This window comes from Streptomyces aureocirculatus (assembly GCF_000720475.1).
Lineage (GTDB): Bacteria > Actinomycetota > Actinomycetes > Streptomycetales > Streptomycetaceae > Streptomyces > Streptomyces aureocirculatus.
Genome location: NZ_JOAP01000064.1, coordinates 45,842 through 52,778, shown reverse-complemented (window position 1 = coordinate 52,778; position 6,937 = coordinate 45,842). Strand labels below are relative to the sequence as shown.

The window sequence follows — 6,937 nt, the reverse complement described above, 5'->3', positions numbered from 1 at the left end:
GGTGGGTGGGGGAACCGGCCGCGGAGCGGCAGGACGGTTGTTGGGTTCGTGCCGGGTGCCCCCGGTGCCGGCAGCACGGGCGGGTGGGTGGGGGATTCCGCCGCGCAGGGGCGGGACGGTGCCGCCCCCGGGGCGGGGCGGCGGCCTGGTCCAGGGTGCCCCCGGCGTAGGGGCACACTGGTCAGGTCCGTCACCCAGCCCGGCCGGAGGGCTTATGCGTCGCCGCCTGATCAACTCGACCCTCGCCGTCGTCCTCGTGGTGATCGCCGTCTTCGGCGTCTCCCTGGTGATCGTCGAGACCCGCACGATCAGCAACAGCGCCCAGGAGCGCGTGGACTCCGAGGCGCTCCGCCTGGTCGGCATCGTCGACAGCAGGCTGCTCAGCGACGAGCGCGTCAGCGGAGACGTCCTGCGCAAGCAGGTCGACACCGAGCGCTACGCCCGTATCGACATCCCCGGCCGCCCCGTCATCGAGGTGGGCACCCGCCCCACGGGCGACGTGATCCGCGCCACCCGGGACGGCGGCGAGGGCGAGAAGGTCACCGTCGAGGAGCCCCGCACCGCGGTCACCCAGGAGGTCGGCCGCACCCTCCTGATCATCGGCGGCGTCGCCCTGCTCGCGATCGTCGCCGCGGTCCTGCTCGCCGTACGCCAGGCCAACCGCCTCGCCTCCCCCCTCACCGACCTCGCGGAGACAGCCGAACGCCTCGGCTCCGGCGACCCGCGCCCCCGCCACCGCCGCTACGGCGTCCCCGAGCTCGACCGCGTAGCCGACGTCCTCGACGGCAGCGCCGAACGCATCGCCCGCATGCTGACCGCCGAGCGACGCCTGGCCGCCGACGCGTCGCACCAGTTGCGCACCCCGCTGACCGCCCTGTCCATGCGACTGGAGGAGATCACCCTCACCGACGACCTGGACACGGTGAAGGAGGAGGCCACGGTCGCGCTCGGCCAGGTCGAGCGCCTCACGGACGTCGTCGAGCGGCTGCTCACCAACTCCCGCGACCCCAGCACCGGCTCCGCGGTCACCTTCGACCTGGACGAGGTGATCAAGCAGCAGTTGGAGGAGTGGCGCCCCGCCTACCGCAGCGCGGGCCGCGCCATCGTCAGCTCCGGCAAGCGGCATCTGCACGCCGTGGGCACACCGGGCGCGGTCGCCCAGGTCCTGGCCGCGCTGATCGAGAACTCCCTGATGCACGGCGGCGGCACCGTCGCCCTGCGCACCCGTGTCATCGGCAACCAGGCCGTCGTCGAGGTCACCGACAGCGGCCCCGGGGTCCCCGCCGACCTGGGCGCGCGGATCTTCGAGCGGGCCATCTCCGGCCGCAACTCGACGGGCATCGGCCTCGCCGTGGCCAGGGACCTGGCCGAGGCGGACGGCGGGCGCCTGGAGATGCTCCAGGCGAAGCCCCCGGTGTTCGGCCTGTTCCTGTCGCGTACGCCCTCGTACCGGGACGGCCGGGACCAGGACGGCGACCGGGACCACGAAGGCGCGGACGGGGAGACGGTGCGCTGAGCCTGCGCTGAGCCTCAGCGAGCCTGAGCTGAGCCTCCGCGAAGGCGCCTACCAGCCCAGCCAAGGCCCTTCCTCAGACCTCAGCGAAGCCCCTTCCTCAGGCCTCAGCTAAGGCGCTCACTCAGGCCTCAGCGAAGCCCCTTACGCAGGCCCCAGCCAAGGCGCTCACTCAGACCTCAGCGAAGCCCCTTCCTCAGGCCACCCGCCGCGGACGCACCGAGTCCTCCCCGGGTCCCCCCGGCTCCCCGTCGCCGCGCCCCCCGCCGTCCCCGTCGGCGCTGCCGTCGGCGCCCCCGTCGGCGCCCCCGTCGGCGCTCCCGTCCAGGAACGATTCCGCATGGGCCACGGCCTCCCGTGCGGGCAGCGCGCGGAACACCCAGGTCCGGTAGGACCAGAAGCGGAACAGCGTGGCGATGGCCATGCCGAGGAACTTGAAGACGTTGGACTGCAAGGGGCTGTCCCAGTTGAAGCCGTACGTCGCCACGTACAGAACGCCGTTCTCGATCACCAGGCCGACCGCGCTGAACAGCAGGAAGAGCGTGAGTTCCTTGGTGCGGCCGCTCTTGTCGCGGTCACGGTAGGTGAAGTACCGGAACCCCAGGTAGTTGCAGCAGATGGCGACCGCCGTGGCGATGACGCTGGCCCGCACCACCGGCAGGTCCGTGACGTGGCGGACCAGGTTGAACACGGCGAAGTTCACCAGCGTCCCGACCGCCCCCACGGCCCCGAACTTGGCTACTTCGCGCGCGACTTGGTCGAATCGCACCCTCAGTGCGCCGCGTTCCGTCATGTTTGATCGCCCCAGCCCCCGTCGATTTCGTATGGTCCCGTCGACGGGATCGATGATCGATATCGAGCGGTGTGTGGTGAATCGATGTGAATCGGTAGCTGCCCGGGATCCGTCGTTTCGCTCGCGTCAACCCAGCCATGCTAACCAGCGGTCCCCGTGGGCGCTCGTGGGCGCCGGGAACTCCGTGGCACCCCTGTGACACCGGTGCACGGCCCGGCCCCGCCCGCGCCGGGGCCGGGGCGGCGGCGGGGCGGGGGATCGGGGTGGGGAATGGGGTCCGTACCGAATGGCCGATACCCTGTGGGTGTGACGTTCCCGGTAGTCGGCATGGTCGGCGGGGGGCAGCTCGCTCGTATGACACACGAGGCGGGCATCCCGCTCGGCATCAGGTTCAAGCTCCTCAGTGACACCCCGCAGGATTCCGCGGCGCAGGTCGTCAGCGACGTCGTCATCGGCGACTATCGCGACCTGGACACGCTGCGTGACTTCGCGCGGGGCTGCGACGTGATCACCTTCGATCACGAACATGTACCCACCGAGCATCTGCGGGCCCTGGAGGCGGACGGCATTCCCGTGCGCCCGGGGCCCGACGCGTTGGTGCACGCCCAGGACAAGGGCGTGATGCGCGCGAAGCTCGACGCGCTCGGGGTGCCCTGCCCCCGCCATCGGATCGTGCGGGACCCGGCCGACGTGGCCGCCTTCGCGGCCGAGGGTGCCGCAGCCGAAGGCGATACGGAGGGTGACGGCTTCCCTGTCGTCCTCAAGACCGTGCGCGGCGGGTACGACGGCAAGGGCGTGTGGGTCGTGCGCTCCGCGGCCGAGGCCGCCGAGCCGTTCCGCGCGGGCGTGCCGGTCCTCGCCGAGGAGAAGGTCCCCTTCGTGCGGGAGCTCGCGGCGAACGTCGTCCGCTCCCCGCACGGGCAGGCCGTGGCGTACCCGGTCGTGGAGTCCCGCCAGGTCGACGGCGTCTGCGACACGGTGATCGCGCCCGCGCCCGGCCTCTCCGAGGGCCTCGCGGGGCACGCCCAGGACCTCGCGCTGCGCGTGGCCAGGGAACTGGACGTCGTCGGGCACCTCGCCGTCGAGCTTTTCGAGACCGCCGACGGCCGGGTCCTGGTCAACGAGCTCGCCATGCGACCGCACAATTCCGGCCACTGGAGCCAGGACGGCGCGGTCACCTCCCAGTTCGCCAACCACGTCCGCGCCGTCCTCGACCTGCCGCTCGGCGACCCGCGCCCGCGGGCGAAGTGGACGGTCATGGCCAACGTCCTGGGCGGCGACTACCCCGACATGTACGCCGCGTACCTGCACTGCATGGCACGCGACCCGCAGCTCAAGATCCACATGTACGGCAAGGACGTGAAGCCCGGACGCAAGGTCGGCCACGTCAACACCTACGGCGACGATCTCGACGACGTGCTTGAGCGCGCCCGTCACGCGGCCGGCTACCTCAAAGGGACGATCACCGAATGAGCAGCACCTCCCCCGTCGTCGGCATCGTCATGGGATCCGACTCCGACTGGCCCGTGATGGAGGCCGCAGCCAAGGCCCTCGACGAGTTCGAGGTCCCCTACGAGGTCGACGTGGTCTCCGCGCACCGCATGCCGCGCGAGATGGTCGCGTACGGCGAGCAGGCCGCGGAGCGCGGCCTGAAGGCGATCATCGCGGGTGCGGGCGGCGCCGCCCATCTGCCCGGCATGCTCGCCTCGGTCACCACGCTGCCGGTGATCGGCGTCCCCGTACCCCTGAAGTACCTCGACGGCATGGACAGCCTCCTGTCCATCGTGCAGATGCCCGCGGGCGTGCCCGTCGCCACGGTGTCGGTGGGCGGCGCGCGCAACGCGGGCCTGCTCGCCGTCCGCGTGCTGGCCGCGCACGACGAGGAACTCGCCGCCCGGATGCGGGAGTTCCAGCAGGATCTGAACGACCAGGCGACGGAGAAGGGCAAGCGCCTGCGCGCCAAGGTCGAGGGTGCCGGTTCCGGTTTCGGCTTCGGTTCGGGAAAGTGAGCGCATGACCAAGCTGCCCGACTCCCTGGCCCAGGCTCGCGCCCTGCTCGCCGAGTTCCCCGTCGTCGACGGTCACAACGACCTGCCGTGGGCGCTGCGCGAGAAGGCCGGGTACGACATCGACCTGCTCGACATCGCCGCCGACCAGACGGGCCGGCTGCACACCGACATCGCGCGGCTGCGGGCCGGCGGGGTCGGCGCGCAGTTCTGGTCGGTGTACGTCCGCGCGGACATGGCGGGCGACACCGCCGTCAGCGCCACGCTCGAACAGATCGACTGCGTACGGCAGTTGCTGGCCCGCTACCCCGGGGACCTGCGCCCCGCGCTGACCGCCGCCGACATGGAGGCGGCCAGGGGCGAGGGCCGCATCGCCTCCCTGATGGGCGCCGAGGGCGGCCACTCGATCAACAACTCCCTGGCCACGCTGCGTGCCCTGTACGCGCTCGGCGTGCGCTACATGACGCTCACGCACAACGACAACATCGCCTGGGCCGACTCCGCCACGGACGAGCCCGGCGTCGGCGGGCTCTCGCCGTTCGGCCGCGAGGTGGTACGGGAGATGAACCGCCTCGGCATGCTCGTGGACCTCTCCCACGTGGCGGCGACGACGATGCGGGCGGCCCTGGACACCTCGGTCGCACCGGTGATCTTCTCCCACTCCTCCGCCCGCGCGGTGTGCGACCACCCCCGCAACATCCCGGACGACGTCCTGGAGCGCCTCCCCGCCAACGGCGGTGTGGCCATGGCGACCTTCGTACCGAAGTTCGTCCTCCGGGCGGCGGTCGACTGGACCCTGGCCGCCGACGAGAACATGCGCGCCCACGGCTTCCACCACCTCGACACCACCCCCGACGCCATGAAGGTGCACGCCGCCTTCGAGGAGTCACGGCCGCGCCCGGTCGCCACCGTCGCCACGGTCGCCGACCACCTCGACCACATGCGCGAGGTCGCGGGCGTCGACCACATCGGCATCGGCGGCGACTACGACGGCACGGCGTTCACACCGGACGGCCTCGACGACGTGGCGGGCTACCCGAACCTGATCGCCGAGCTTTTCGACCGCGGCTGGTCCCGCACCGACCTCGCCAAACTGACGTGGCAGAACGCGGTACGCGCCCTCGGCGCCGCCGAGGACGTCGCCCGTGACCTGCAGTCCCGGCGCGGCCCTTCCATCGCCACCCTGGAGCAGCTCGACCGTTAGCCGTCCGCTCCCGCCACGCCCCGGCACCGGGCCCGCCGAACCCGAGGTTCGGCCCCGGCGCCGGGGGGACGCGCTACGGCAGGTTCCGCGCCATCACGATCCGCTGGACCTGATTCGTGCCCTCGTAGATCTGCGTGATCTTCGCATCGCGCATCATCCGCTCGACCGGATAGTCACGGGTGTAGCCGTAGCCGCCGAGGAGCTGCACGGCGTCCGTGGTGACCTCCATGGCGACGTCCGACGCGAAGCACTTGGCGGCCGCGCCCTGGAAGGTGAGGTCCCCTTCCCCACCTCCGGCGGAGACGCGCTCGGACTTCGCGGCGGCCGCATAGGTGAGCTGCCGGGCCGCCTCGATCTTCATGGCCATGTCCGCGAGCATGAACTGCACGCCCTGGAAGTCGGCGATCGGCTTGCCGAACTGCTTGCGCTCCTGGACGTAGCCCTTGGCGTAGTCGAGGGCGCCCTGCGCGATGCCGAGGGCCTGGGCCGCGATGGTGATGCGGGTGTGGTCCAGGGTCTTCATCGCCGTGGCGAAGCCCGTGCCCTCCGCGCCGATCATGCGGTCGGCGGGGATGCGGACGTTGTCGAGGTAGACCTCGCGGGTGGGGGAGCCCTTGATGCCGAGCTTCCGCTCCGGGGCGCCGAAGGACACGCCCTCGTCGGACTTCTCGACGACGAACGCCGAGATGCCCTTGGAGCGCTTCTCGGGGTCGGTGACGGCCATCACCGTGTAGTACTCCGAGACGCCCGCGTTGGTGATCCAGCGCTTCACGCCGTTCAGGACGTAGGAGTCGCCCTCGCGGACCGCCCTGGTCTTCATGCCCGCGGCGTCCGAACCGGCGTCGGGCTCGGAGAGGCAGTACGAGAACATGGCGTCGCCCTTTGCCAGCGGCGTCATGTACTTCTTCTTCAGCTCCTCGGAGCCGGAGAGGATGACCGGCAGCGAGCCGAGCTTGTTCACGGCCGGGATGAGGGACGAGGACGCGCAGACACGGGCGACCTCCTCGATCACGATGACGGTCGCGAGGGCGTCCGCGCCCGTGCCGCCGTAGCTCTCGGGGACGTGGACCGCGTGCAGGTCGGAGGAGACCAGGGCGTCGAGGGCCTCCTGCGGGAAGCGGGCCTCCTCGTCCACCGCGGCGGCGAACGGCGCGATCTTCGCCTCCGCGAGGGAGCGGATCGCGTCCCGGAGCATGTCGTGCTCCTCGGACGGGCGGTACAGGTCGAAATCAGCCGATCCGGCCAAGGTGTCTCACGCTCCAAGCACGCTGAGGACGCTAATTACCGTTAAGTAACCCGAATTTTAGGGGTCTGCTCACGCAAGGGATACGTGAGCTTGCCGACAGCGGAAGTTGTGCCCGGTGAAAGCCCCGCTCACGCCCGGACTATGCTCGGGCACCGCGCACGGCGACGCGCGCGGG

The 6,937-nt window shown here is 71.2% G+C and carries 6 protein-coding genes; 4 read left to right on the top strand and 2 right to left on the bottom strand.

Features of this window, described 5'->3' with window-relative positions:
* Positions 1-214: 214 nt before the first annotated feature.
* Positions 215-1,516, top strand: coding sequence for an ATP-binding protein (locus tag IG78_RS0137040; protein WP_030572705.1), 1,302 nt, complete (start codon positions 215-217; stop codon positions 1,514-1,516).
* A gap of 193 nt (positions 1,517-1,709) precedes the next feature.
* Here IG78_RS0137040 and IG78_RS0137035 read toward each other — a convergent pair whose 3' ends face one another.
* Entirely contained in the window at positions 1,710-2,306 is a 597-nt protein-coding gene (locus IG78_RS0137035; protein ID WP_078965876.1) for a GtrA family protein, read from the bottom strand.
* A gap of 270 nt (positions 2,307-2,576) precedes the next feature.
* Here IG78_RS0137035 and IG78_RS0137030 point away from each other — a divergent pair, with 270 nt between their 5' ends.
* From IG78_RS0137030 to IG78_RS0137020, 3 genes are read left to right on the top strand one after another with little or no spacing between them, the layout of a single operon-like run.
* A complete protein-coding gene (locus tag IG78_RS0137030; RefSeq protein ID WP_051853324.1) occupies positions 2,577-3,779 on the top strand; it encodes a 5-(carboxyamino)imidazole ribonucleotide synthase in 1,203 nt (400 codons plus the stop codon).
* Complete coding sequence (gene purE / locus IG78_RS0137025) at positions 3,776-4,315, top strand: 5-(carboxyamino)imidazole ribonucleotide mutase (RefSeq protein ID WP_030572697.1); 540 nt, start codon at positions 3,776-3,778, stop codon at positions 4,313-4,315. The genes IG78_RS0137030 and purE overlap by 4 nt, the downstream gene beginning before the upstream one ends.
* 4 nt (positions 4,316-4,319) lie before the next feature.
* Positions 4,320-5,516 (top strand): dipeptidase, encoded by a 1,197-nt coding sequence (locus IG78_RS0137020; RefSeq protein ID WP_030572694.1) that lies wholly within the window; start codon positions 4,320-4,322, stop codon positions 5,514-5,516.
* Between the two features lie 73 nt (positions 5,517-5,589).
* On the opposite strand, the gene IG78_RS0137015 is transcribed toward IG78_RS0137020, so the two are convergent.
* Positions 5,590-6,762: an acyl-CoA dehydrogenase family protein gene (locus IG78_RS0137015; RefSeq protein WP_030572691.1), complete on the bottom strand. Its 1,173-nt coding sequence runs from the start codon at positions 6,760-6,762 to the stop codon at positions 5,590-5,592.
* Between the last annotated feature and the right edge of the window lie 175 nt (positions 6,763-6,937).

What these genes read in the sequence shown, in the direction of transcription:
- IG78_RS0137040 (WP_030572705.1), top strand. Translation starts at nt 215, where the DNA reads ATGCGTCGCCGCCTGATCAACTCGACCCTCGCCGTCGTCCTCGTGGTG.
- IG78_RS0137035 (WP_078965876.1), bottom strand. Translation starts at nt 2,306, where the DNA reads ATGACGGAACGCGGCGCACTGAGGGTGCGATTCGACCAAGTCGCGCGC.
- IG78_RS0137030 (WP_051853324.1), top strand. Translation starts at nt 2,577, where the DNA reads ATGGGGTCCGTACCGAATGGCCGATACCCTGTGGGTGTGACGTTCCCG.
- purE (WP_030572697.1), top strand. Translation starts at nt 3,776, where the DNA reads ATGAGCAGCACCTCCCCCGTCGTCGGCATCGTCATGGGATCCGACTCC.
- IG78_RS0137020 (WP_030572694.1), top strand. Translation starts at nt 4,320, where the DNA reads ATGACCAAGCTGCCCGACTCCCTGGCCCAGGCTCGCGCCCTGCTCGCC.